The sequence below is a fragment of the Paenibacillus sp. FSL W7-1088 genome (assembly GCF_037969855.1).
In the GTDB taxonomy this organism is placed as follows: Bacteria; Bacillota; Bacilli; order Paenibacillales; family Paenibacillaceae; genus Paenibacillus.
In genome coordinates, this window is the sequence record NZ_CP150216.1 from 1,831,740 (window position 1) to 1,855,850 (window position 24,111).

Annotated in this window: 24 protein-coding genes and 2 pseudogenes; 19 read left to right on the forward strand and 7 right to left on the reverse strand. The window is 42.0% G+C overall.

Annotated elements, in window-relative coordinates; genetic code table 11:
* The first annotated feature begins 407 nt into the window (after positions 1–407).
* Together MKY42_RS08325 and MKY42_RS08330 are read left to right on the forward strand one after the other, a co-directional pair.
* Positions 408–602 carry a hypothetical protein gene (locus MKY42_RS08325; RefSeq protein WP_090894776.1) on the forward strand — a complete coding sequence of 65 codons (195 nt, stop codon included), beginning with the start codon at positions 408–410 and terminating at the stop codon, positions 600–602.
* A gap of 500 nt (positions 603–1,102) precedes the next feature.
* A complete protein-coding gene (locus MKY42_RS08330; protein WP_090894778.1) occupies positions 1,103–1,861 on the forward strand; it encodes a hypothetical protein in 759 nt (252 codons plus the stop codon).
* 149 nt (positions 1,862–2,010) lie between these two features.
* Here the strand turns inward: MKY42_RS08330 and MKY42_RS08335 are convergent, their stop codons facing one another.
* The 3 genes from MKY42_RS08335 to MKY42_RS08345 all read right to left on the reverse strand — a co-directional run bounded on the left by MKY42_RS08335 (position 2,011) and on the right by MKY42_RS08345 (position 7,633).
* Entirely contained in the window at positions 2,011–3,693 is a 1,683-nt protein-coding gene (locus MKY42_RS08335; RefSeq protein ID WP_090894780.1) for an ABC transporter substrate-binding protein, read from the reverse strand.
* Positions 3,694–4,023: 330 nt separating this feature from the next.
* Positions 4,024–5,631, reverse strand: a complete 1,608-nt coding sequence (locus MKY42_RS08340; RefSeq protein WP_090894782.1) for a response regulator — start codon at positions 5,629–5,631, stop codon at positions 4,024–4,026.
* Positions 5,632–5,818: 187 nt separating this feature from the next.
* Entirely contained in the window at positions 5,819–7,633 is a 1,815-nt protein-coding gene (locus MKY42_RS08345) for a histidine kinase (protein ID WP_339850363.1), read from the reverse strand.
* 275 nt (positions 7,634–7,908) lie between these two features.
* Between MKY42_RS08345 and MKY42_RS08350 the strand changes: the two genes are divergently transcribed.
* From MKY42_RS08350 to MKY42_RS08375, 6 genes are all read left to right on the forward strand, one after another.
* Entirely contained in the window at positions 7,909–8,766 is an 858-nt protein-coding gene (locus tag MKY42_RS08350; RefSeq protein ID WP_181393273.1) for an ABC transporter permease subunit, read from the forward strand.
* Positions 8,767–8,782: 16 nt separating this feature from the next.
* Positions 8,783–9,655 (forward strand): carbohydrate ABC transporter permease, encoded by an 873-nt coding sequence (locus MKY42_RS08355; RefSeq protein ID WP_090894785.1) that lies wholly within the window; start codon positions 8,783–8,785, stop codon positions 9,653–9,655.
* 194 nt (positions 9,656–9,849) lie between these two features.
* Positions 9,850–10,506 (forward strand): hypothetical protein, encoded by a 657-nt coding sequence (locus MKY42_RS08360; protein ID WP_090894787.1) that lies wholly within the window; start codon positions 9,850–9,852, stop codon positions 10,504–10,506.
* Positions 10,507–10,577: 71 nt separating this feature from the next.
* Positions 10,578–11,159, forward strand: a complete 582-nt coding sequence (locus MKY42_RS08365; RefSeq protein ID WP_339850366.1) for a hypothetical protein — start codon at positions 10,578–10,580, stop codon at positions 11,157–11,159.
* A 204-nt stretch (positions 11,160–11,363) separates the two neighbouring features.
* Entirely contained in the window at positions 11,364–12,980 is a 1,617-nt protein-coding gene (locus MKY42_RS08370) for an FGGY-family carbohydrate kinase (RefSeq protein ID WP_179265951.1), read from the forward strand.
* Between the two features lie 296 nt (positions 12,981–13,276).
* Entirely contained in the window at positions 13,277–13,918 is a 642-nt protein-coding gene (locus MKY42_RS08375) for a FusB/FusC family EF-G-binding protein (protein WP_090894791.1), read from the forward strand.
* Between the two features lie 102 nt (positions 13,919–14,020).
* On the opposite strand, the gene MKY42_RS08380 is transcribed toward MKY42_RS08375, so the two are convergent.
* Positions 14,021–14,608, reverse strand: a complete 588-nt coding sequence (locus MKY42_RS08380; RefSeq protein WP_339852812.1) for an NAD(P)H oxidoreductase — start codon at positions 14,606–14,608, stop codon at positions 14,021–14,023.
* A gap of 245 nt (positions 14,609–14,853) precedes the next feature.
* On the opposite strand from MKY42_RS08380, the gene MKY42_RS08385 reads away from it, so the two are divergent.
* From MKY42_RS08385 to MKY42_RS08400, 4 genes are all read left to right on the forward strand, one after another.
* Positions 14,854–15,252 (forward strand): helix-turn-helix domain-containing protein, encoded by a 399-nt coding sequence (locus MKY42_RS08385; protein ID WP_090894795.1) that lies wholly within the window; start codon positions 14,854–14,856, stop codon positions 15,250–15,252.
* Entirely contained in the window at positions 15,249–15,743 is a 495-nt protein-coding gene (locus tag MKY42_RS08390; protein ID WP_090894797.1) for an NUDIX domain-containing protein, read from the forward strand. The genes MKY42_RS08385 and MKY42_RS08390 overlap by 4 nt, the downstream gene beginning before the upstream one ends.
* Positions 15,744–15,821: 78 nt before the next feature.
* Complete coding sequence (locus MKY42_RS08395; protein WP_339850371.1) at positions 15,822–16,193, forward strand: hypothetical protein; 372 nt, start codon at positions 15,822–15,824, stop codon at positions 16,191–16,193.
* 361 nt (positions 16,194–16,554) lie between these two features.
* Positions 16,555–17,358, forward strand: coding sequence for a DUF4085 family protein (locus tag MKY42_RS08400; protein ID WP_339850373.1), 804 nt, complete (start codon positions 16,555–16,557; stop codon positions 17,356–17,358).
* Positions 17,359–17,519: 161 nt separating this feature from the next.
* Here the strand turns inward: MKY42_RS08400 and MKY42_RS08405 are convergent, their stop codons facing one another.
* Positions 17,520–18,566 carry an anti sigma factor C-terminal domain-containing protein gene (locus MKY42_RS08405; RefSeq protein ID WP_256221939.1) on the reverse strand — a complete coding sequence of 349 codons (1,047 nt, stop codon included), beginning with the start codon at positions 18,564–18,566 and terminating at the stop codon, positions 17,520–17,522.
* A 2-nt stretch (positions 18,567–18,568) separates the two neighbouring features.
* On the reverse strand, positions 18,569–19,078 hold the full coding sequence (locus MKY42_RS08410) for a sigma-70 family RNA polymerase sigma factor (protein ID WP_090894804.1): 510 nt from the start codon (positions 19,076–19,078) through the stop codon (positions 18,569–18,571).
* 264 nt (positions 19,079–19,342) lie between these two features.
* Here MKY42_RS08410 and MKY42_RS08415 point away from each other — a divergent pair.
* Positions 19,343–19,660 (forward strand): annotated as a pseudogene (locus MKY42_RS08415) (NUDIX domain-containing protein); the annotation flags it as partial.
* 135 nt (positions 19,661–19,795) lie between these two features.
* Here the strand turns inward: MKY42_RS08415 and MKY42_RS08420 are convergent.
* Entirely contained in the window at positions 19,796–20,071 is a 276-nt protein-coding gene (locus MKY42_RS08420; protein ID WP_339850377.1) for a hypothetical protein, read from the reverse strand.
* Positions 20,072–20,477: 406 nt separating this feature from the next.
* On the opposite strand from MKY42_RS08420, the gene MKY42_RS08425 reads away from it, so the two are divergent.
* From MKY42_RS08425 to MKY42_RS08450, 6 genes and pseudogenes are all read left to right on the forward strand, one after another.
* Positions 20,478–21,026 carry an HAD-IIIA family hydrolase gene (locus MKY42_RS08425; RefSeq protein ID WP_339850380.1) on the forward strand — a complete coding sequence of 183 codons (549 nt, stop codon included), beginning with the start codon at positions 20,478–20,480 and terminating at the stop codon, positions 21,024–21,026.
* 10 nt (positions 21,027–21,036) lie between these two features.
* Positions 21,037–21,900: a phosphotransferase gene (locus MKY42_RS08430; RefSeq protein ID WP_179265416.1), complete on the forward strand. Its 864-nt coding sequence runs from the start codon at positions 21,037–21,039 to the stop codon at positions 21,898–21,900.
* Positions 21,901–21,968: 68 nt separating this feature from the next.
* Positions 21,969–22,229, forward strand: a pseudogene (locus tag MKY42_RS08435) (MepB family protein); the annotation flags it as partial.
* A gap of 138 nt (positions 22,230–22,367) precedes the next feature.
* Positions 22,368–22,826, forward strand: a complete 459-nt coding sequence (locus MKY42_RS08440) for a DUF2262 domain-containing protein (protein WP_339850383.1) — start codon at positions 22,368–22,370, stop codon at positions 22,824–22,826.
* 128 nt (positions 22,827–22,954) lie between these two features.
* Positions 22,955–23,695 (forward strand): ATP-grasp domain-containing protein, encoded by a 741-nt coding sequence (locus MKY42_RS08445; protein ID WP_179265414.1) that lies wholly within the window; start codon positions 22,955–22,957, stop codon positions 23,693–23,695.
* A gap of 3 nt (positions 23,696–23,698) precedes the next feature.
* A complete protein-coding gene (locus MKY42_RS08450) occupies positions 23,699–24,109 on the forward strand; it encodes a hypothetical protein (RefSeq protein WP_339850388.1) in 411 nt (136 codons plus the stop codon).
* The last annotated feature ends 2 nt before the right edge of the window (positions 24,110–24,111 follow it).

Sequence of the window (24,111 nt, forward strand, 5' to 3'; positions counted from 1 at the left end):
GTTATATGAAATAAAGATCTAAATACTTAATCTTACTTTTTATGTTTATTGCGATTGTGTTTGTTCTGTTTATCTTGAATTTCAACAAAAAGGAGCCAATGAGCCAGTTGTTAATGGCAATATTATTCAAGTTGAAACTTTGATCTGGATGCCAAATCAACGAATTTAAAGACAATGACAGAAGGATCGATATTTGTTGAGGGTGAGAAGGAGCATATTATCATATAAAAATAGTAGCACATGTAGAGATTGATCCCGCTGACTGGGGTGGTGTTGCATTTTATATCCCTGATCAATGGAGTGTCTCCAGCATCACCAGCAGTTATCCTGAACATCAATCGAAGTTGAAGCCTGCTGAGTATGTATACACCTGGATGAATTCTTCTGATGACTCTTCATGGCGCACGATGATTGAAATTGGGAGAGAACGAAATTATATAGCAAATGGCGGAGGTACTGGAACGATTGTGATCGAATTAAGTCCGGATAAAAAGGGTATGTCCCTCTCTGAATCAATAAAATTTGGTATTGAGGTTGGATCAGAAGAGAAAGATGGAAAAAGAGTTATGAGTACAGATTATGTTGAAGTTCCTGTATTTTAAAGTGCTGGATTAAATTGATTTAGAAAACAAGCCGAAGTGATGGAAATGTACGCTTCGGCTTGTTTTTTATTCTTTTATTTTGACCTGTGTTAATTCTTCAATTCTACTTCCCGCTTACCGACTTGTACCAATCATTGCATTGCTATTGAAGTAGTTTCATTTGCAATATTACCACTTTAGCACCGGCCCAGTTTTTATGGTTGCGTAATTCAGCCATATCTTTAAAGGGAATATTAAGAATGTATTTAATATAACTGAAAGTCTTTGTAAAAAAAACGTCTCCTATATTTATTTAGACATGGATACAAAAGCATAAAGTATTAATAAAACTGCAATAACTCCTAAAATCGTCCACAAAACTTTGTTGTTTTTCATATTCTATTATCCACCTTTTATTAAAGTATTTTCAATAAGTGTTTCAAATTACCTAATTAATGGTAACGTAATATATACCGCCATGCCAATACAATATATATAACCATTAGGGAGGAAATCATTCAATGTTAAAGAAAATATCAAAGAGCGTACTTGCTTTAATTCTCGTAACAACCTTGTTTTCTTCATTAACTTATGCAGATAACTCAGGGGAAAGTAATGAATACACACCTGAGATGTATGTAGATTATTTGACGGAACTTATTAATAATGGAGATGTGGGAGCAAGTGAGAGTCTGAATCAATTTAATGGGTTGGAGCCATCAAAACAGGAGACATTCTTGCGGTTTATAACTTCTATTGACTATGCTGAAGCCATAGAGGATATTGCAACGGGGGAAAAGGAAACAACGTACAATTATAATGGAGAAGAAGTTCCGGTCACGGTAGTTGATGAATCATCATCTAATGGGACTCAGGGCGGAAAATCTTCTACAAATGCTCTAGCAGCAGCTAACACAGCTGCTTCAGCGAGTAAGTCTTTTACATTTAGTGTTTTTGGAGTAGATACAACTACAATTACTCTGACAGTCAGCTGGGAGCACAATGGTTCTGTTGCAGTTAGACCATTACAGGTATCATATGCCCATGTAAATAGAAATCCCGCATTTATTTTAAGTGAAACTTCAAATAATAACCCAGGTTATATTTCTGAAGGTTATTTTCATGGTAGTGGAACTTGGACAATGAGAGCTACAGGCGCTATAGGTTTTGTTAGTGATACTCTGGGGATAAATATTAAAGCATCAACCCCAGCTCATAGATATTACTCCTTTAGCTCTACAAAGGGAAACGTTAAACCTATACCTTGGACGGCGTTTTAATAACAATTTATGTAGTTGGTATGGTGGCAAACATAACTTAATAAGTGTGATCCCTGCTATAATAATAAAAATCAACAAACCAAAAACAAGCCGAAGCGATAGAATTACACGCTTCGGCTTATTTTTAATTGTTTCTTTTAACCGAAATCTTACTTCCCACTCACCGATTTAAACCATTCATTCACTTCTTGCGTGATCTGATCTCCGCCATTGGCCTTCCAGTTGGTGACGAATTGGTCAAAGGCATCAACTGGCAGTTGGCCGTAGATGATTTTGTTGAAGGTTTCCATCTCGGATTGGCGGAGCAGGTTCCATTTGGATACCATCGTTGGTGTTGCAGCGCCAGTAAAGTAGTTTTGTTTACGAATGTCGATCTGGGACATAACGACTTTACCTGCATACCAGTTTTCCGGTTTACGGAATTCGGCCATTTGTTTCTCGTACGGTGTTTCAGGCTTCTCGCCGTTGGCCAGCTTCACGAGTGTTTTCATGTACAGATCCGGGATACGAGCCGGGCCGGTCAGGAAAGGGAATTCGTTGGAGAAGTCTTTGATCTTCTCTTTGTCACTGGTCGGTTGTCCGTCAATGATATCCCAGTCGTAACCTTTGGCGAAGCCGTATTCATACTCACTGCCCGCAGCCGGGTTAGCCAGGTTATCGAGCAGGTAGTTGTAGTACAGGAAGATGGCTTCTGGATGCTTCGCATCCTTGTTAATCATGATACTTGCGTTGACACCAGAGTTCTGCCACTTTGTGCCGATCTTGCCGTCTGGGCCAGCCGGAACAGGGTAAGCTTTATATTTTGAGCCAGGTACGTTCTTCAGCAGGTCCGGTGCCGGCCAGTCGGGTACCCAGTTTGCGCCAGGCAGAATGCCCGCTTTGCCAGCCGTCCAGCTTTCAGCGGATTTGCCTTCGTCCCACAGGGCGGAGTCGGCGTGGATATAACCTTTGTTCATCCATTCAGCCAGCTTGGCAAGTGCTTGTTTCGCACCCGGGTTAACGGAGCCGTACTCCAGATTGCCGTTTGCGTCTTTGTTCCATTGCTCCTCGATTGTGCCATATGCACCGAACAACCAATCAAGTTGACCCATCCAGGTGTTGGTGTTATTTTTCAGCGAGATCGCCAGCGGGAATACTTTGTCTGGAGACAGACCGTCCGGGTTCTCGTTTTTGAATTTGTCCATGATGTTCTCAAGGTCTGCAATGGTTTTCGGAGCTTCCAGGTTCAGCTTCTCCATCCAGTCCTCGCGGAGCCAGAGCAGCGTATCGTCGTTATCCGTATACTCCATGATCGGCATATTATATTTCTTGCCGTCCTTGGTGAACGGATACCACAGCTCAGGATGTGCTGCTGCGTGATCTTTCAGGGTCTGACTCGCGTACTTGTCGAACAACTCATCGATGGCGATGAATTGACCGGAGTCGATCAGCTGATTGGTCAATACCGCATTGGTCGGTACGGATACGAAATCAGGCAGCTTCTCGCCAGAGGCGATAGCCAGTTGAAGCTTTTGTCTGTATTGATCGTCATTGGCCGGATACCAGGTATCTTTATGCTTCATACCCAGCGTTTCCAGCATCCAGCGATCGTGAACGTTATTTTCTTTGGTATCCCCTTGAACGTATTTCTTCGGCATTAATACCGAACTGAATTCGATGGGTGGATCGTATTTTCCTTTGGCAAAAGCAGCTTCTGCTTCAGCTGAACCGACGGTCGCCGGTGTATCATCTTTGGTACCATTGTCACTCGCTGTATCGCTACTGCCGCACGCAGTGATCGTGATGAGTGCGATAACCATGAGCAGTGACCACCATGTTTTGAATTTGATCATTGTTCAATCCCCCTACGATGTATGATCTTTACAGTGTAACTGTACCAATTTGGGCGGGAGGGCATCTATATGAGTTTGTTAGTTTCGATAGGACTCTATTATGCAAGTTCAAAAAATTCGGTTTTCAGTACCGAGAAGATGGGATAAAGCTAGAAATGGAGTAGCGGAGCGTAGGCAAACTACGTGAGCAACTACAATGTTTCCAAAGGAAACATACTTCGTAAGCCTCCCGCTTATTTCGGCTGAATCCCATATTCGATGCTGATGATGCCGTGAGGCATCCTTCGTAATCAAAAGCGGAATTTTTGAACAACCTCTAAATTATGCAAATTAATGTTGGTCTCGGTACTCTTGCGGCGTGACGCCAAACTGGCGCTTGAACACTTTAATAAAATAAGCCGGGTCCATATAGCCAATCTCCATGCTGATTTCATATACTTTTTTGGTAGTCGTAACGAGCTTGTGACAGGCCCGATCCATGCGCAGGCGCGAGATATAATCACTAATGCCTTCGCCCGTTTCAATCTTATAAATCTTGGACAAATGGGTCGGATGCAGATTGACATGGTCGGCCAGTACACGCAAAGAAACATCCAGATGCAGGTTTTTATCCGTAAAATCCTGAATCTTCTTCACATACTCGGAACGGATGTCTTTGATCTCGTTGGACGTGCCTTCCTTGAGTTTGCCAAGTACACTGAGCGACCATTTGCGCAGTTTACTGATGGTAGTAAAGGCTTCTCCACTCTGTAACAACCCGACATCGTCACCCATTAAATTAGCTAAAGTCAGCCTGTTCCGGTGTGCGAGATTGGTGAACGAAGCCGTAATTAGAAATCCAGCCTCCATACAATGCTCCCACGACTCCGACCATTTCTCATCCAGCTCCGCACAGACGGCTAGTATTTTTTCTTCTGCCGCATCCCATTGACCACTCTCTAACAGATGAATGAAAGTGGGTGGGGTATACAGGACATCCAGCGGACCTTGTGCCGACGGAGTCTCCACGTCGCTGACCCGCATGACGAATTCACGCTCGTCCCCGACAATTTGCCGGAAATAAGCGGAGGCCTGCCGAAAACGATCATATAGCTGATCGGGAAACGCGAACCATTCGGTGATGACGATGGAGAGGGAACCCTTCAGAAACTGTTTAACTTTGGACTGAAGCTGTACCGAAAGCTTCTCCAGTATGGTTTCTTTGCCAATGTCGGTGTCGTTCACTTTCAGTTGAAGCAGAAACACCAGATATCCATGCTCCTCCTTCACGCCCCACACTTCCATAAACTCACCCATAATCTCTTCCGCCATATTGATGACCGCATATTCGAGCAAGGTTTGATCGTTGTTGTCATATTGCCCGAATTCTTCTTCCATACGTACAAGCATTAACGCGCAATCGCCGGCGTGGAAGGGCAAATCGTAATTGGCAAGTTTTCGTGCCCATTCGCTGGAGGCAATTCGATGTCCTTGCAAAGCCTCAAGCAGCAGTCGACCCCGCAAATGCGGTAGGTTCTCTCGAAGGGTAAACTGGGTTCGTTTTAGTGAGCTTACGAGTTCCCATTCGGTGTTTAATTGATCGATGGCTTTTTGAACGGCTCCCATCAATTCATCGTCTGTTGGTGGTTTCAGCAAGTAATCTACGGCCTCGAACTGGATGGCTTTTTTGGCGTAATCGAATTCGGAATGTCCGGATAAAAGAATGCACTTTATTTTTTTGTCACGGACTCTGATCCGTTCGATCAGTTCAATACCTGTCATTTCAGGCATTTGAATATCCGAGATCACAATATCTATAGGGTGGGTATCGATCAGTTGAAGTGCTTCGTGTGCTGAGTATGCTTTGTGTACCTGTTCGATCCCCAGCGTATGCCAGGGCTTGGTCATGGACAGATTATCAACCCAGTGTGCTTCATCGTCTACGATGATCATTTGCATGGTGTTTACTCCTTAAAAGTAGAATCTCTTTATTTCACGTGGTCACTACACGGTCAGAACCATCTCTCAATCGCTGTTATCCCCAGATTTTTTTGAATCTCTAATCAATGGGGAAATCCGGGGATAAAGGCGAGCGCTTCGCTTTTCGAGATTTGTTCTGCCCGTTCCGTTTAGCGTGTAATGTAGCTTAACTTAAATTCGTATCGGTATTTCCTCTATCGGAATCTGTATCATCTTTCGGTATCTCCCAGACCATCTCGGTTCGGAATCCGCCGAGAGGGGATGGACCGAATAGAAGGTAGGACTGATTGCCGAATAAGTGCATGATACGCTGATTCGTGTTCCAGAGGCCACAGCCCATTTCCTCCTGCAGCGGCTGCTGCATTTTAAGATTCAACGCCTCCAATTGATCCGGGCTCAAGCCAGGTCCGTCGTCATCAATGTAAATTTTACAGAACCCGTTCGAGCTCTCGCCAGTAATTCGAATTTCACCGGATGAATACGACTTCGCGACGCCGTGAATGACTGAATTCTCCACAATAGGTTGCAGCATTAATCGTGGGACCGACTGTGCAAGCATATCCTCAGGGATGTCGATATGGTATTCAATTCGGCCATTACGCAGCTTCTGGATATCCAAATAGTTGATGAGCAGATTGATTTCTTCTTTTAGAGAAGATGTCTCCCGCTCCACTCTTGTGGTATAGCGATAGTAGGCACTGAGGTTATGCGCCATGGAGACGACGGCTTGCTCGTCCTTCATCTGGGCCATGTTGATGATATAACCAAGACAATTATATAGAAAATGCGGATTGATCTGCGCCTGTAGCTGTTTCAGCGTAGCTTCCTTGGCTCTGATCTTTTCCTGGAACACGTTCTCGATCAGGTCTTGAATCTGATGTGACATATCATTGAATCGATGGAACAAAAACGAGAATTCATTCTGATCCTTGCTATGCAGACGTACGGAATAATCTCCGCGCTGCACACGGCGTAAGCCCTGGATCAGCTTTTTGATCGGATATTGAATGTTTCGATATAACAGGATCGAAGCGGAAATGCCCACCACAAACAGCAGAATCATAAAGAGATAGAACAAGTTCCGACTGAGCGAGATCGGCTGTAGAATCTGATAGAGAGGTACCACATCGACCAAATGCCAATCCAGATAGGAAGATTTCACCGAGCTAACCAGATACTTTTTCCCGTTCAGCTTGACGACATCCTGTGTGGTATCCTCTGGCGAGTGCTCGTCCAGATAACGAATAAGTTCCTCGGATAGTTGCTTGTCTGCACTGCGATTCAGAATGGGCGAATTTCCTTTGTGATAAAAGAAGGGATCACCTTGCCCACCTGCTTTATACGTATCCAGCATGTTCTGAATGTTCTCATAACTGAAGCTGGCTTCAATCACCAGATTGCTTCCCGTCAACATGCCCGGCTGGGCCAAGGAATCCGTAAAGAACCAGTAGAAGGATTTCATATCCTCTTTGGACTCGGCACCATCACCGTATGTCCATTGTCCGCTCATATTTCTTTTTAGGTAATCCTCATCATACCCCGTTGTTCTATTATAGTTGGCAATGACATCTTGATTCTGTTGTGAATGCACAGCGTATCGAGTAGGCCATATATCGGTAACACCGGATTGAAGCATCAGCTTTTCCTGAATAACATATCGGGTCTGCATCTTGTCATAACGATCATTCCAAATGTTCAAGCCATTAAATGCTCTGACATTGGGATCTCTTGAGAGAATAAGACTGAAATCCATCATCTGATTGATTCGGGAATCGATCTGACTGGACAAAAACGTGAGCTGCTTCGTATTGGAGACCTGTAGCTCTTTGCTTACAACATCATAAGTGACGTTGTTCGAGTAGGTATACATGATAATAATGGGGATGAACAGAACCACAATTAAACAGTTTATTTTGGCAAACAGACTAAACCGGGATCTGGACGTTCTTCCCAATGATATAAAGCGCTTCCATATATTCATAAAAAGTCTCCTTCAAATTCGTGTGTAAACAACCTCTTCAGATGATGTTCCTAACAAAACACTATCAAGCCTAACAATGTTATATAGCAGACCTCAGTATGGCTTGATACTATTTATATCAGAGAACCCCATCACACACAAAAACTTTTTTTGGGAACAGGAGCAGTGCTATGGAGGCTAAATTGGAGGGTAAGCGGGTCCCGCAGGCAAACGTTGGGAACAAGCTGGATAAAAAGAGAAAAAAACGCTACAAGCAGCCATGGATTCTGCACTTCATGGTGTTGCCGGCAGCCATTATGGTCTTTATATTTTCATACATTCCGATGTCCGGGATTTTGATGGCATTTCAGGATTATAAACCTGCCCTGGGATTTTTCAATTCCGAATGGGTAGGACTGAAGCACTTCAGGTACATGTGGGAAAATGATTATTTCCTGCAAATTACGTGGAACACGCTGTTTTTTGCCTGCTCCAAGATCGTCATGAACTTAATCATTCCGTTTATATTCGCCTTATTGCTCAACGAGGTACGGAAGATGGCGCTGAAAAGAACGATTCAAACGCTCGTGTATCTGCCACACTTTTTGTCTTGGGTTACGCTGTCAGGCATCCTGATCGACATTCTGGCGCAGACGGGTATTGTCAATCAGTTCCTAGTCTCCGTATTCGGCATTAAGCCGATCTTCTTCCTGGGGGATGGCAGCTGGTTCCGATTCACGATTATTGCGAGTGATGTCTGGAAAGAGTTTGGATTCAATACGATCATCTTCCTCGCGGCACTGTCCGGCATTAACCCTGCACTCTATGAAGCGGCTGAAGTGGATGGGGCAGGACGCTGGAAGCAAACGATGTATATTACCATCCCGGCACTTATTCCCATTGGGATCGTAATCGCAACCCTGGCACTGGGTAATGTGCTTAACGCCAACTTTGACCAGATCTTTAACTTATATAGTCCATTGATTTACCAGCAAGGGGATATTATCGATACGTTTGTGTATAGAGAAGGTCTGCTTAGTGGGCAGTTCAGTTTCGCTACCGCTGTGAATCTGTTCAAATCGGTCATCAGCCTGATCCTGATCGTGATCTCGTACCGACTGGCTTACCGATTCGCCGGATATCGAATTTTCTAGAAAGGATGACGAACTCATGTATCATAAAACGATGCCTTACCGCATATTCAGCATAATCAACAATGTGTTACTGACCATCCTTTCGCTGCTCTGCTTGCTGCCTTTGTATCACTTACTCATGGTATCACTGAGCGCATCTGCTCCTGCCAATGCTGGACTGGTCACGTTCTGGCCAATTGGATTCACACTGGAGGCGTATGCGAAGACATTTGCCAATACGAACTTCCTCTCCTCCTTGTGGGTGTCTGTGGAACGGACGGTACTGGGTACTGGACTTGCGTTAATCGTTAATACGCTTGCAGCCTATGCGCTTTCCAAAGAGACGCGGGTTTTCCGCGCACGTAACATCTATCTATGGTATTTTGTCATCACGATGCTGTTCAGCGGTGGCCTCATTCCGGGGTATATCCTCATTCTGAAGCTGGGTCTGATGAACACATTGCTGGCCTTGATTTTGCCTGGGTTGGTTGCGGTGTTTAACATCATTCTGTTACTGAATTTCTTCCGTACCGTTCCGAAGGACCTGGAAGAAGCCGCATTTATCGATGGTGCAGGACACTTGCAGACGTTTATCAAAATCTATCTGCCCGTCTCCGTACCCGTTATTGCAACCGTTTCTCTCTTCATGATGGTGGGACATTGGAACGCATATTTTGACGGGATTATCTACATCCGTGATGCGGAAAAGCTGCCACTGGCAACATTCATGCAGACGATTATCGTGCAGGCCGACATGTCGAAGCTTGATCCAGAAGCGGTGAAGAACCTGTCCCAACGGACGATTCGGGCTTCTCAGATCTTTATCAGCGCGCTGCCGATCCTGCTCGTGTATCCGTTCTTGCAACGGTACTTTGTAACCGGGATTGTAGTTGGGGCTGTGAAGGAGTAGAGTCGAGTAGCGGTACGAATAGGTGTGAAAAAGGAGTTGCTGAACTGGTGGAAGGCCAGGGAGGTGGCTTCTTTTTTGTGTATGGAAAAAGAACGTTGCACGTATGTAGTGTATTACCTTTATTTGAATAAAATGGTACGATGAGAGCTAATTAAAAATTCTCCTTATTATTCATATCGAAGGGTGTGTACGAAGTGAAGAAGATGATAATCGTTACCTTGGTTTTGTCGTTATTAAGCGCTTCTCTTGCTTTTGCAGCGACAAGTGCACCACAGAAGATAAGTATAGTTTTGAATGGAAAAGAACTAAAGACCAGAGCAGGGACAGAAGTCAAAATAATTGACAATCATGCTTATATCCCGGCCAGTGTTCTTCGTGATGCAAGATTTGCGGTAGAGTATAAGAACTCCAAGCTTAATTTAGTGAATAGCTATTCTCATTACACCAAAAATTTAATAGAAATGCATCTATCCAACTATGAATTTACAAGCCAATTCAACAAGATCGAGCAAGAAGTGATTGATGTCCTTAGTAAAGTGATATTAGAAGAGCAAGTTGACATCTCCAAATTACAACAGTTAATAAAGGAAGCCGAATCCAATGTCGTGATCCGTCCAGAGGTATTTACTCCAGTACAAGACTATAATTCCTCTGATTTATCTGATGCGTTTTATAGTTTGGAGGCATATAAAAAAGCAAGTATTGAGCTAATAGCCTATGTTCATACCGGGGACAAGGAAAGATTAAAGTCTTTCCACGAAGAGAGAAAAAAGGCGCTTGAGTATTACGATTCTTACACATATATGTATGATCATATTTTTAAATTGAGCTATATTAGTGCAACAAAATAGGAAGAAGAATATCTCTCAAATCGCTTGATCAACGTTAAATTTATGCATTTTGGGTGAAAGGTGAAATGTCAATGATTCAAAACCATAACTCATGGTCTGTTTGTATATCCAGTGATATTGAATTGAACTTTTTGATCTATGTAGCGAGTACGTATGGCCTTCTTAAAGAGGAGATCAATGAGAATAATCTATGGCCATCCCGGCAAAGGGTAGAATCAGATCAACTTCATCAAAAACTTGAAATACAATGGAAATGGTTCTGGGATCGCAGCATTCAACAGAAGGCACATAAAAATAATCATCATGTATCATTTGTGCTAGGACTGCCCGACTTTAAGTTAGTTGAACAACATGAATTAAGGGAGGTATTGGTTCATTTATGGCCATCCTTTAGGCAGTGGTGGTACATGCCTGCGGGCGGGCAAGCTGCAATGAATTACTGGGAAGGGATACCTGACCTTATACGTTATGTTCAAGAATTTGAAGATGAAGTGGGTAGAAAAATTAAACCGTTTCACTTAAATGTGGATTTAATCTATAACGGTCCCAATGAGCTGATTGAAGTAACGGAAGAATACATTATTATGCCAATCAAAATTGAATATTTAATGAAGAGGGATTGGTGGATGAGTAGGTTTACAGAACGATATTAAGAACAAAGCAATATGAAGAAGCTGGTCCACCACTCTATCCATCGAATGAGGACAATATATTGTTAAGGTGAAACATTTGCAGTTTTCCAAGAGTGATCACAAGAGTAATCATAGGGTAGGTTTCATTTCAATGTACTCCGATGACGGGGATGTAAATTTTCCCGAATCGAGCTAATTCCAAATTCAGAGAGGATGAATACGATGATGGATCAAAACTTGAAACAAGCAATAGTCAGGGGAGAAACTTCGCTGGGCATTGAATTTGGATCCACACGAATCAAAGCTGTACTCATGGATCACCATTTCAATACCATCTGTTCCAGCAGCTATGAGTGGGCAAATCAATTGATCGACGGTTATTGGACCTACGATATGAATGAAATGATTCACGGGCTGCAACAAACCTATCATCAATTAAAGCAAGAGATTCAGAATAATTATGGTGTAACGATACAAAAAATTGGCTCAATCGGATGTTCTGCTATGATGCAGGGTTACATTGCACTCGATCAAACAGGGGAGTTATTGGTTCCGTTTCGTACATGGCGCAATGCCACAACGGGTAAGGCTGCATCAGAGCTAACCGAGAAATTCCAGTTTAAAATTCCAGAGCGCTGGAGCATCGCACATTTGTATCAAGCGATTTTGAACGGAGAAGAGCATGTCACTAACATCAATTATATTACGACACTATCAGGTTACATACATCGGCTGTTGACTGGCAGTAAAGCTATTGGTATAGGGGATGCCTCAGGTATGTTCCCAATTGATGAATCCACACTGGAATATCATGAAGATATGGTGAGGAAGTTTGACGATTTAATTGCTGACAAAGGCTACCCGTGGAATCTTAAAGATATTTTACCTAAAGTCTATACTGCCGGTGAACATGCCGGATATCTTAGTGAAGCTGGTGCACGACTGTTAGATCTATCGGGTAACTTGGAATCCAATATTCCACTGTGCCCTCCGGAAGGCGATGCTGGAACAGGCATGGTCGCTACGAATAGTGTCCAAAAACGTACGGGTAACATTTCCGTAGGTACATCGATTTTTGCCATGATTGTATTAGAGAAAAACCTGTCTACGGTATACCCTGAGATTGACATCGTGACTACACCTGAAGGCAATCCTGTGGCTATGGTTCTTGCGAATAACTGCTCCAGCGATATTAATGCTTGGGTAAACATGTTCCGTGAGTTTTATGAGGCGATGGGACAGAAGCCCGATATGAACCAATTATTCAGTGTGTTGTTCAATGAAGCACTGAAAGCTGACGCTGATGGCGGTGGCTTACTGAGCTATGGCTACTATTCAGGCGAGAATATTACAGGAATTGCAAAAGGTCGTCCGTTGTTTGTGCGTTCTCCAGAGAGCCGCTTCAATCTGGCAAACTTTATGAGAGTCCATCTATTTGCTGCGTTTGCTGCACTAAGGCTCGGGCTGGATATTTTGACACAGAAGGAGCACGTAACGATTGAGCACATTTGGGCGCATGGCGGATTGTTCAAAACCCCACGAGTCGCTCAAAAAATGTGCGCATCCGCACTGAACATTCCCGTTTCGGTTATGTCTACCGCTGGTGAAGGTGGCGCATGGGGAATGGCTATTTTGGCTTCCTACATGGTTAATAAGCAGCAGCACGAGGGTTTGGCGGAGTACCTTAATACCAAGGTGTTTATTGATGCAGAAGGACAAGAGGTTTCTCCAAATAGCGAGGACGTGAATGGATTTGCCTTGTTCATGGAGCGTTACACGGAAGGACTGGCCATTGAGCAGTCAGCAGTAGATCATTTCGTGGAAAATGGGAAGAAAGCCTAAGATGTAATTATATTTCTTGAAAAGAGGAAATTGAAACGAAGCTCGTTGCCTACACTATGCTGCCCTGCTATAATTTCGATATATCTATCGTATTGGGGGTTATGACGTGGCAATATGGATGATGCCGGATTGCTCGTTCGCTAGAAAGCCTTACGCAAAGCCTGAATAGGGGCGGACTTTGTGTAGGGCGCGACAAAAATGAGATTGTTGCCCTGAAATCAATATCAACATAATGGTTCATCCCGCAGGCTTTGCACCTTATTTGTTCTTCCAATAAAAATAAGGGGCTGAACGCCATGCAAACACCATTTATTCAGAATCATCAATTTAATTATATTCAAAAACAAGCTGATTTCCTGCTCAAAACGCTACGCTCGGTTGTGGATCCAAAAGTATTGGAAACCGTCCGTTATACGGTCGGCACAAATGCGGTGAGCATCTTCGATGAACTTACTCTGGAACAGAAGCAACTGCTGGAGCAGTTATCCACGTATGAGACGACACATGAGTTGCAGACCTATCTGAACCAGCTGGAAGCATATCTGATTCCATTTCCGCAAGTATCCGCGAAGCAAATTCAGAAGCTGTTTCCCAAGGTAAAGAAGCTCAAAGTGCCGGATCTGGAATCCATCGATTACGCACGTACAACTTATCTGAGATGGACCGACATTGCTACCGATCGCTTGTTCATCGTGTATCCGTATGAAGGCAGATTCCTCGGAATTGAGGGACGGCTTACAGCCACGAACAAGAAAGGGTATTGTATGTTCTGTCATCGCCATCAGGAGCTCGGATTCTTCAACGTAAAGACCAAGAGCTATACGCCGGACAACATTTCTTCCGTGGCCCAGTACGTATGCATGGATAACACAGCTTGTAACCATAGTATCACCGATACCAGTATGTTGGAGAAGTTTCTTCTCTCGACCGTAAAATAATTGAATCTAAACAAACAGGGTCGCTCTTTGGAGCGACCTTTTTGCTGTGTTCAAGCGGAATTGGGACGTCAGGTGTCATATCAATGTAGCACTATAATACCTTTATAGCGTCGAAGGATCGTTGGCATAGTTCATTCCCAGGTTATGCGAATGGTTCAGAAGTGCCTCATAATGCTCAGGCTTGGATTCCAACGTTTCATATAAAAATTCAACCCTTGATTGGGACACGCCGCAATAATCGGCAATACCCACATTGAGCAGATTGGCGATCGACTGACCATAGTTGCGCTTGTGCATCTGTTCTTCCGTCACACCCGAAAGAGCGATCCACAATATCTGCTGATGAGGTAGTTTGTTCGTGCCATAGGCAAACCCGTTGTTCATGACACGATCCACATACCCTTTCAGCATGGCTGGCAGATGCCACCACCAGAGAGGAAACACAAAAGCGACAGCATCGTGTTTCTTCAATCGCTTCATCTCGGTTTCAACCTCAGGTGAGAACACCTGATTTTCTTGGGTATAGTCTGGTTCGTCCATCTCACGAAGAATTGGGTCGAATCCAATCCCATGCAAATCCAGTATCTCATAACCGTGACCAGCCTCGGCAAGACCTTGTACAAAACGATCAGCTACCTGAAAGGTCAAGGAATCTTTTCTTGGGTGGGATACTACAACGAGTACGTTCATCTTAACGTTCACTACCTTTCTGCAATGCAGTCTTGTAGCCATGAATCAATGGCTGATGCTATTATAAACAGGTATGAAAACATCTGGAAGTACGCACTTTGATGTTCTATAGGAAGAATGAAGTGCCATAGGAACATTAAAGTACCCTGAATGGATGCCTCGAAATGGGCTTAAATAATAGAAAAAAGAGCAGCAAGAAGATTACGTTTTACCTTGAATACAGCCTGATTATGGAGGGGTTCAGAATGACGGAACATGAAGACACAAACGCTCCGAAGAAATATAAAGTAGGCGTAGAAGCGGCCTTGGAAGTGATGGGCGGGAAGTGGAAGCCTTTGATTATTTATCATTTGATGACCGGACGTAAACGCACGTCGGAGCTTCGACGGTTAATCCCCGACATTACGCAGAAGATGCTGACAACACAGCTCAGAGGTCTGGAAAAGGACGAGATTGTACAGCGTAAGGTATATTCGGAGGTTCCTCCCAAAGTGGAATATGAGTTAACGGACTACGGCTGGGGACTCAAGCCTGCCTTGGACCATTTATGTTATTGGGGAGAAGAGCATTTGGATAAAATCCACGGGGATAAATTTAAGGTTCTGGAGGACTTCGATTCTGAAGAGAAGGGGGCGAGAAATTGAATGGTGCAGAGCACGTGAAACAGGTAGTCCCCATTCGTTGTGAAGGAGTGGCTGTAGTTCTGTTGAAGAAGAGCCTCGATCAATACCGTGTACTGATGCTAAAGCGGGCTGGTCGTATGTTGCATAACGAGTGGTGTTATGTTGGCGGCGGGATAGAAAAGGGTGAGAAGGCATGGGAAGCTGCACTCAGAGAAGTTCACGAGGAAACAGGTATTACTGAAGTCCGGCTGTATTCTGCCAATCAATTCGAACAATATTATTCACCCATGGGGGAGTATATCTATACCGCTCCCGTATTCGTAGGATACGTGGATGAAAGCCAGCCTGTCCGGTTAAATCATGAACATACCCAGTACCAATGGATGACGTTTGACGAAGCCAAAGAAAATGCGGCATTGCCCGGCATTGATGATATTTTGGATTTTGTTGAAAAGCATTTTGCCAGAAAAGCCCCTTCCGAGTGGCTTCGGATTAATAAAGAGAATGATTAGGAGGTGGAACTCATCACATACAAGACAATTTATCCAAGATCATTGTTGAACCTACTATGCATGCTGGCCATTGAAGCTATGCTTTTCAGAAATGTTATTTACGATGAAAATGGTATTCTGAAGTACTCACTGATCATTATATTGACCTATATTCTGGGTTATATCGTTTTTCTGATCTGGCGTTTATTTTTCACTAAACCCAGTATCACGCTGGAGAGCGATCATGTGATTTCTACGAAACATCGGAAATACGATGCATCCGAGATTGAATGCATTTATATGAATTACAGACGGATTGGCATCAAACTCTATGGTAAACGGTTAGTGCCGATGGATCTATGTTTTTATTTTCAACGAGGTCAGGAATCCGCAGGCGTAGAAGCTGTGCATGAATGGGCGGAGCGAAACGACAAAGAAATAAAACACAAATTTTTTCAAACCTTAGCGTAGACCAGTACGTCTGTTGAATATAAGGAATCGTTGAGGCTGAAGATTTTGGAGGAGTAGCGATGAAATCAATAGAGCAATTTCTAACGAGATCGATCTGAAATTGTCGAGGTTCTGGGTTTTACGAGATTGGTTATCGCTAACACGATTATAGAATATGATATTGTCAAAAATCATCCTAAACAATTAACAGCTTATTTTAAACGCACACATATTACAGTTGCAGCTAAATTCTCGTCACAAATTAAAAAGCTCTACGCTTCAATAGCAAAGTAGATTCTAAAAATCAGCAGAAGAGGTGCATATGAGATATTTAACGAAAGAATGGTACGAGTTGTGTCAACGGACAGGACTACATTTTGGGATGAGGGTACATAGAGGAACTTACGAATTAAACGAAGCACTTTTCCTACGACGGTATAAAAGAAAAGAAAAAGAGTATATAGAGCTTCAGCGTGAGATGTACAATACAGATCCTCGTTTTTTGCTGGAGCAAAATGGCCATGTTTTTGTACCTGCCGAGAAGTTTTTTAGTGGGAATGAAATATCGGAAGATGATAAAAAAGTATATCAGATGCCTGCTGAAGAAAGAGAGAGGATCGACAAATTAATCGCGGATTTTGATGTGAGGCCTCCTTTTGACGAACTGCAGCATAGAATTGCATTTAAAGACATGCAGGAATGGGATTACAAACACCAGAAAGAACGATTACCCAAGAAAATCTATGAGCAAATTGCGGATATCCGTGTATTTACGTTGGGTTATTGCACGAGAGAAGTTATGCTACAGCTAAAGAAACAGAGTGCAGAAAATAGGAGAGAGATGGAGCATGTATCCAATGAATACAGGGATGTCATTTTAGCACAGGATATTCCCCATGAAATTCGTAGCCGGGTTCAATTTCACGATTGTACAGTAACGGAACTGCTGACGGGTGATGAGGTCGTTATTCGTTTTGACACTCGTGGGGGCTTTACCAATATAAATAAACTTACGCTGGTTGCAACCGAAATCATCAAGCAAGAGGGTATGATTGTAGGCAGTTACTGGCTGTATCAAGAGCTGTACCGGATTGATAACGGATATGAGCTTCATGTTTTATTTTACGGAGAAAATATGCCCGAATTGATTGTTCGCTGTGAAGATATTCTTGCAGAAGAAGAGTGAGACAGAGGCGGCGGTAGAGAAACTAAGCTTCTCGCAACAATAACGTTACACAAGGTGATTTTATGGTAAAAGAAATCAGAAAAAAAGAGATAATACCACTGATTAAACAGGTATCATCTCTTTTTTATATGAAACGTAATGTCGATACTGGATAAGTCATCTTAATCCCAATTCCATATCTCTACTCGATTCAATTGGAAATGTTGGAATTCCGGAACCTTTGTAAGTTTCTCTAACTCTCGTACAGGACCAGTAACCACCGCGCCATATACTTGAACGCCATTCTTTTTTAAATAGGCAAGACGTTGTTTATCTAGTTCAGCACCACTGTACTCAAGATGGTTTGACATCCATTCTAGATCAGACAACATCGCTTGAACCTGCTCCTGCATCTGCCCTGAATCTTCTGGAACGAAATAGTTATACCAATTTGCCCCATCCTCTTTAAATTCAGAAAGAGGTTTAAGACTCAAATGAGGAATATTATAGTTGAACATGCCTGACCGAGAGTAAGAGATATCTTGATCTTTTAATTCGCCAGAATAGATCGGCATGGCGGTTACTGCAACATCATAATCTGTAAGAAGCTGCATCAGTTGATCGGGATGCGCTAGGTTTTTCAAGGATAATGACATCTCTGCGACATGTCCATCATCAATTTTACGAAGCCGATTCAAGCTACTGCTTTCATCAGAGGCTTTAGTAGGTATACCATCTACTAGGGAGTAAGGGAGATAGAAAGGGCCTGGGTTATTGCCATTCATATACGCTCCTGTATTAGTAATCGTATAGGTGAATTTACCGGTTATACTGAGTTCAGCTTGAATTTCACCTGTGATTACTTCCCATGAGCCCACATGTCGATATATTTTCAGATTAGCTTTCTGGGTTAGGAGTGGGGTTACTTCAAAGAGTTCATAATTCGTCTTCTCTACCCGAAGTCCGTCACCATGCATCTCAACCACAGATACAATCGAACGAATGAAGTCATTACGTACCTTTGATTGGTCAAAGTAGATATGGAGTGACGATACATAGATGTGATAGACCATAAATATTAAAAAAAGAGCTCCTCCTGCATTTAGGAAAAACTTCCATCTCGTTTTCCAAACCATTCGTTTAAACTGCTTATGACCCCATTCAGGACGCTGATACTCAAAATCCTCTTCCTGAAATACACGTTCCTCATCATGTGGTGTTTTAGACATTCTCAAACGTCTCCTTTCATTTGAAGCATTTCTACTTTGAATCGTTCTCTGGCACGAAAAAGGGTGACCTTGACCTGATTCATGTTCATATCCAGAATCTCGCAAAGTTCGTTATAAGATAACTCGTTCATTTCTCGTAGCAACAAAATGGTTCTATACTGTTCGGGAAGTTTCTTCATCACTTGTTGAATACGAAGGGTTCGTTCACGAGCTGTGAGTACTTCCTCAGGGGAACGATATGTATTTTCTGTTGCTTGCTGTTCCATCTCTCGATTCATTTGAATTTCTCCACGATATTTACGATACCAATCAATAAATAAATGCCGAGCTACTTTGTATAGCCAGGCTCTGGCGTAATTTGCATGCTCGGCTTTCATGGATACCATGGCTCTGTAAAAGGTTTCTTGAACTAACTCCTCAGCTGTCTCCTGAGATCCACACATACGGTATAGATAGAGATGCAGGGAGGATTGGTACTGCTTGAATAGTTCTGCATATAGATCACTCCTCATTTCAAGTTTCCTCCTCCTTCTCTTTAGACAACGGGTCAAGTCAAATAATGTTACAGTAAAATTGAAAATTTTTAGGAGGTTTCTTTAGAAAACTGAAATAAGAAAAAGGAGTGACCATAAGTAAGAGAACAAAAAACATATCATTAATGAGAAAGTTTAGAAAAAAAACTTATAAATTGGGCCCGAAAGATATAGTGTAGCTTAACAACTTAAAATTCTCTTGGAATGCCGGGTGTGGCTGGGGTTATCTGAAATAAACAAGGAGAGATATTGTTCGGTCGTAAACATAATGAAACCAACTGGGGTTTAATCGCTGGAGCAATCGAGCTCGGGGAGACTCCTGCTCAAACGATGGTAAGAGAAGCATGGGAAGAGACAGGACTTATCATAGAACCGGAGAAAGTGATAGGGATCTATGGTGGTGAAGAGCAGCGGTTTACATACAGTAATGGTCACCAGGTTGAATATTTAACGATCATATTTGAATGCAGTATCAAATCTGGACAACTACTCATGGATCAACCCCATCTATTATCCTCCCATTTTGTTGGAACTTCAGTGGGGAATTCCAGAAAGAAGTAAAACGATGTTTAGCCGTTTGAAAGAGAGTATAGGCTTTAAGTAACAAAATAATGGAGGCTCACCTAAGATAATAGTTATCGGGGGAGGCCTCCAATATTAATTATATCTTCGTTAATTAAAGGATTTAAATCAACCTTACTCATTCGTAATATTTATCGTTTTATCGGTTATGGTCTTACCATCACTTCCCAATGCCTGAACAATCACGTGATGATGCAAAGACTTACCCGCAATATCCCACGTTATCTTCCAACCATCGTCCTCGCTGGTATCATACCCGATAAGTTCTCGTTCTCCCCAAGTCTCAGTTCCTGTTGGAACGGCCCAGAAAAGAAGTGTTTCCGCGTTATTGGCCTCTACTGTGAGAAGAAAGAAGAGCAGAAGAATCGGGAAAAATGCTCTATTTGTCATGATTATTACCTCTTTCTATATAGTGGTATTCACAAATCCTTCAGAGTAATTCCGTCGCACTTGGTTTGACAATACGTTATATGCATGTAAACATAACAGTTAATCAATTACAGTTTAATGTAAGTAAGGAATTGAACAACAATATGGAATTCTTCTGGACTTGAATCGTATCACTCACTTATAAGTCTTATTGTGGTTCTTATCTTTGCTGCAGTAATACGTTATGCCATAGATTCATCCAAAACATCGAAAAAGCTGGATGTATTAATCAAAGAAGTACACTATCTGAAAACTGAAATTAAGAAGCAACAACAACATAAGCAGCAAGATGATAGCAAGCATATTATCAATGAGAAAGTATAGATGAACGACACGACTTGAAATTTTTCTAAGAAAGGAACAGACCATGATGAAACCACAGGGGAACGTACAAGCTGTTTTTATAGACAGAGATGGAACAATCGGTGGTACAGGTCATTTTATTCATCCGAGAGATTTCAGATTATACCCAAATGCTCAAGAAGCAATTATGCGTTTGAAACGAGAAGGAATTATGGTACTGGCTTTTACGAATCAATATCGAATCTCACGTGAAGAAGCAAGTGTTGAGGATTTTGAAGAGCAATTTCGCGAGTATGGATTCGATCACTCCTATATATGTCCGCATGAGCAAGAATGCAGTTGCAGAAAGCCTAAACCCGGAATGTTATTACAGGCCTCAGAGGAACACGGTCTGGATTTATCCAAATGCATAGTTATTGGATATGTAGGAGATACAGACATGCTTGCTGCCCATGCCGTAGGAGCGACCAAGATCATGGTGAGAACAGGCTGGGGGGAATCTTCATTAACCAAATTCAGAGACAAATGGACGGAGACCGAACCTGATTATATCGCAGAGGATATTTGGGATGCCGTACAATGGATCATTCATGGAAGGGAATTCAGATATTGAGGAGGTCCATATGTTAATTAATCCAACGATTAATGAGATCAATAACTTATTCAAGGTGCATCATATCAACGAAGAAATATCTAAAATTCAAAGTTTGTCAGGTACCACAGCTGGACGTGTTTATCGGTTGACTACGAGCCTGAATAAGCACTATATTCTGAAATCAGATGAACCTGAACAGATTCACATTGCCCAGCAGTTTTTGAATACGTATAAGAATTCTTCGTTACTGCCTGAAGTTTTGTTGACTGATCCGGATAACACTTATTTTATTTATACGTATATGGAAGGCACGACCCATTTTAACAGGGGACAAAAAAGAGACTGGTTATCTCGTCTGGTGAAGGAGCTGTTCAATACATATGTGCGTTCTTCAGATACGAAATCATGGGGCAGAATAGAGTTCCCACAGAGAACCTGGAAAGAATTCAATCAGATTAGCATTCATGAAGCAAAGATGAATATGGGAAGTATTTTAACGACAGATGATTATAATCTGGTTCAATCCAAAGTGGATCGACTGTTTCATGAGGAAGAAGAGAAGTTTCTTTTGCATGGCGATACGGGGGTTCATAATTTTGTATATGCTCAAAATGAACTCATCGGCGTCATTGACCCATCTCCAATGGTTGGACCTATCCTCTATGATTTCTTGTATGCTTTTAGCTCCTCGCCAGATAATATCAACACCGAAACATTATTTGCTGCATTCGAACTTCTGGAACAGGTGGAAATGGATAAATCCAGATTGATAGAGGAAGCTCTGGTCCATCTATATTGCCGAATTGGGCTGAGTAACAAGCATCACCCTAATGATCTGCCTGAGTATTTGAAGGCATGGCAGGAATGGAAGCGATTATGTCAGGAACTTTGAACTAACAAACTTTTACAGCTATCGCAAATTCCTTAGTTCAGACTATACAAGACAGGAGATATCACAAGTTGGATAACAAAAGTAGTTTGAATCGTCCGAATACTTGGACGACCTCCGAGATGCTTCATGGCGACTTACTTGCCAGTAAAGAACTTATCTATGACAGGTGTGGTTTTGTTTGCTCACAACCACATGAAGAAGCACAAAATGCTGAATACGTGGCGTATGTGCTCACCTTAAATTCTCTCTCCATTCGATTTCGGGTCGCCAAAACGACGCCAACCAAGATTGGGCAATTTGTTACCCTATGGCAGCGGAGTAAAGATGGATCGACACATGTACAAATTCTTTATGGCAACATTCAAAAGTGAAAGAAAAAATCTGATAATAGAAATAGGATATTGGTGGGGCATGAATATGAAATGAAATATTGATCTAGATAAAATGAAGAAGAGAGGTAATCACCTATGGAAAAGACAATTAGTAGTAAAATAATAGGTCTGTTTATCTATAACGAGGAATTTAATACATATGAACATACGGAAGGGAAAGTATATTACAGTTTAAAGCTTGAGAATGAAAGTGCTAATGTAGATGAATTGATGAATAGAGCAGAAAAACTATTCTGTCAGTCTGAGGAATTTGAAAACAGGGCTAAGACACAGATCGCACATCATTTAATTGATTATAAAAATGATTTTTGGCCTGAATACGATGAAGATGATGAGAATTTAAATTGGGATGATGTAGATGCTGGGAAATATGACGTAACCACAGAAGGCTTTGAAAGAGTCATATCGTTACTGGATATCGCATTTCTAGTGAACTATATATACTGTGAATATTCAGATGGAGATTTATTCGGTGGACATCGGATTCATGCAAAATTTGATCATGACTATAATTTAATTGATGCAGATGTTTAGGTGAGGATACGTTAAGCCGGTCAGCCATTAACATATCTATTGAAATTTTAGGAGAAAGCAAAGTACAAGGCAACGATGAATTGGCTGTATTTTATGTAACAATGAAAATTAGTGAGGAGGAGAATCCGATGAGAGCCTATATACAAACTAATAACAATGGAGACTTCTATAATGTTAATGCGTTTATTGCTAATGAAGGCTTCAGTTCATTGGGGTGGGAAACCATTAAATTTTTTGATTTACGAGAGATCCAGGATTATAGCCCCGAAAGCTTACTAGTGGGAGGCATAGGCAATGTAAGAAAGCGTATAGAACAATTAGGATTGGAAAGAGCACAAGGAGAAATAGACTATCCAGATGCCTTAGCAGGTTACCTGGGAAGAAAAGTGTGGAGTACAACGATTAACGAACTTTTTCAAGATAAAGAAAGTTGGAATGTGTTCATCAAACCGAAGGATACTACCAAAAAGTTTGCAGGAAAAGTGGTGAAAGAATACAGCGATTTTATTGGACTTGTGGAGGAGAACGAGGATACTGGCATATGGTGTTCCGAGATTGTCGATTTTAAGACAGAGTGGCGTTGTTTTATACGTTACGGAGAAATTCTGGATATCAGGCGCTATAAAGGGGCATGGGATTCAACGTTGAATGCTAGCGTTATCGAGAAAGCAATTAGCGATTTTAAGGATGCACCGGCTGCATATGGAATGGATTTTGGCGTGGATCAAGAAGGAAATATGAAACTGGTAGAGATCAATGATGGTCATTCTCTAGGAACCTATGGAATCAGCCCGGTAAATTATGCGATATTCCTCTCAGCCAGATGGTCAGAATTAACGAGTACCACAGATTATCTAAGAACTTTGTGACAAATGGAGATTGCCGGAAAGGAAGAGCACATGCGAAGCTCCAAATTCACACCATATTTAAGTTTCATAGGTTTTGGTCTAGTCATTCTGACCTTAAGCGTGAATGTAAGCTTCAAGGTAGGAATTGAGAAAGGTTTGGATGAAGGTTCCCTTATGCTTTTGTCGGTTGCCAATGCCGTGTCATTGTTTTTCACTTTAGTATGGGGATTGTTTGGGATTATTGAGTTGTATTTATTATTGGTATCGAACAAGAAACTTAAATCCAGATTGGACACTGGGAGGATAGGTAAAGAAGAGTATATGAAATTAGCCAAAAATCATAAATTTAGTTTCGTTGTAAATATAAGTTATCTAGTTATGCTTTTAATTCAACTTGGATATGTCATTATGAATTGGGACGAAGTTAATATATAGGA